Origin of the sequence: Methylibium sp., from assembly GCF_031393925.1 — a bacterium.
Classification (GTDB): domain Bacteria; phylum Pseudomonadota; class Gammaproteobacteria; order Burkholderiales; family Burkholderiaceae_C; genus Methylibium.
Window position 1 is genome coordinate 1 of the sequence record NZ_JANMWL010000069.1, and the last position, 2,041, is coordinate 2,041.

Annotated in this window: 2 protein-coding genes and 1 other RNA gene; all 3 read right to left on the minus strand. The window is 65.7% G+C overall.

All coding sequences use genetic code 11. From position 1 onward, the window contains the following. Positions 1-372: a transfer-messenger RNA gene (gene ssrA, locus RMO12_RS04405) on the minus strand. Positions 373-476: 104 nt separating this feature from the next. Then, positions 477-1,148, minus strand: a complete 672-nt coding sequence (gene gph / locus RMO12_RS04410; RefSeq protein WP_309638353.1) for a phosphoglycolate phosphatase — start codon at positions 1,146-1,148, stop codon at positions 477-479. Positions 1,149-1,320: 172 nt separating this feature from the next. Then, complete coding sequence (ubiG, locus tag RMO12_RS04415) at positions 1,321-2,034, minus strand: bifunctional 2-polyprenyl-6-hydroxyphenol methylase/3-demethylubiquinol 3-O-methyltransferase UbiG (RefSeq protein WP_309638354.1); 714 nt, start codon at positions 2,032-2,034, stop codon at positions 1,321-1,323. Between the last annotated feature and the right edge of the window lie 7 nt (positions 2,035-2,041).

Consider the following 2,041-nt stretch of genomic DNA (forward strand, 5'->3'; position numbering starts at 1 on the left):
TGGTGGAGCCGGGGGGAATCGAACCCCCGTCCGCAAGCCATCACCGGGTAGATCTACATGCTTAGCTTGCTGATTTGAATCTCACGCTGCCGTCGCGCAGAAGCACGCTACGGACAGCGCCAGTCACTAAGTCTCGTTGAATGCTGTGTGACACAGCGAGCAACCAGCCGATGTGAATGACCTCTCAGCCTTTCGCCTTGCGGCTTAGGCCCGGCCCATCGGCCTGCCGTTGAGAGGCTCACCGGTGTTTAAGCGGCGAGGGCGAAACGTTCGTCGTTCGCAGTTGGTTTGTTTCAGCTGGATTTACGAGCTCACTGATGCTCGGCATGCACCACTCCGATTCCGTACCCACGTCGAAACCAGGTCGGCCCCTAACGGCATTGTAGGTGGGGCACTGCGGCGTCGCTTCAAGACCTTGTCGGCGCCGCGCTCGTGCAGGCCACAGCACGCGCAGGCAGCCTTCGATCGGTGCGCGTTCAATCCGACTCGAGCAGCGCCAGCAGATCCAAAGGCGTGGCGATCACCGCGTCGGCCCGCCACGAAAGCACGTCTTGCGCTTCGCCGAGATAGCCCCAGCCGGCGGCAATGGCCGGCATGCCGGCCGCATGCGCCGCCTGGATGTCGCGCAGGTCATCGCCAACGTACACCGCGTCGGCGGGCGCGATGCCCAGGCGCGCGCACGCCTCGAGCAACGGCGCCGGGTGCGGCTTGGCGTGCGGCGTGGTGTCGCCCGCGATCACCACGGCAGCCTTTGCTGCGAGACCCAGACCCGCAACGACTGGCGCGGTGAATCGGCTCGCCTTGTTGGTAACGATGCCCCAACGCAAACCGCGGGAATGCAGCGCCGCGAGGCAGTCGGCAACGCCTTCGAAGAGCCGCGAATCGACGTCGAGCGCAGCTTCGTATTCGGCCAGAAACTCATCGCGTAGCGCGTCGTAACCCGGCTCGCCGGGCTTCATGCCGAAGCCCACACCGAGCATGCCGCGTGCGCCCGACGAAGCCACTGGCCGCAAAGTGGCGATCGGCAATGGCGGCAGGTCGCGCCGGGCGCGCAGGCGATTGACCGCGCCACCCAGGTCGGGAGCGGTATCGGCGAGCGTGCCGTCGAGATCGAACAGGACCGCGCGCACGCGATAGCGCGCTGTCATGAGCATCTCGGCCTCGCCGCGGCGCGCCGCGCGGTCAGGCTCGAGCCTGCTCGATGGGCGTCGGGCGCGGACCCATGAAACTCGACGCTAGCGTTGCGGCTCACTGCTTCGCACTTGGCACGCGCCTTCGCGTCAAGCGGAAGCACTCGCCCTCGGTGCGGCCCTGCGCGCCTCATGCGCCCGACCCCGGCTTGCGGCAAGCAAACAGGTAGTTCACGCTGGTGTTGTCGCTCATCGAGTAACGGCCGGTGATGGGGTTGTATTTCAGTCCACGCGTTGCCTGCACGTCGAGCCCGGCCTCACGGCAGGCGCGGGCCAATTCGCTCGGGCGGATGAAGCGCGCGTACTCATGCGTGCCGCGCGGCAGGAGCCTGAGTAGGTATTCGGCACCGACGATCGCGAACATGAAGGATTTCGGATTACGGTTGAGCGTTGAGAAAAACACCGAGCCTCCCGGCTTGGCCAGCACCGCACACGCGCGCACGATCGATGCCGGATCGGGCACATGCTCGAGCATCTCCATGCAAGTCACGACATCGAAACTCTCGGGCTGCTGCGCAGCGAGCGCTTCGACCGCGATCTCGCGGTATTCAATCGAGGGCGTGCTCGCCTCGAGGGCGTGCAACTGCGCCACCTTGAGCGCCTTGCTCGCCAGGTCGATGCCCAATACGTCGGCGCCTTGCCGAGCCATCGCATCGGCGAGGATGCCTCCGCCGCAGCCCACGTCGAGCGCACGCCTGCCGTACAAGCTCCCGGCCATGCGGACGATCCACTCCAGTCGCAAAGGGTTGATCTGGTGAAGCGGCCGAAATTCGCTGTCCGGATCCCACCACCGGTGAGCCAGATCACCGAACTTGGCGAGTTCCCGAGGGTCAGCGTTCATCATCGCTCGA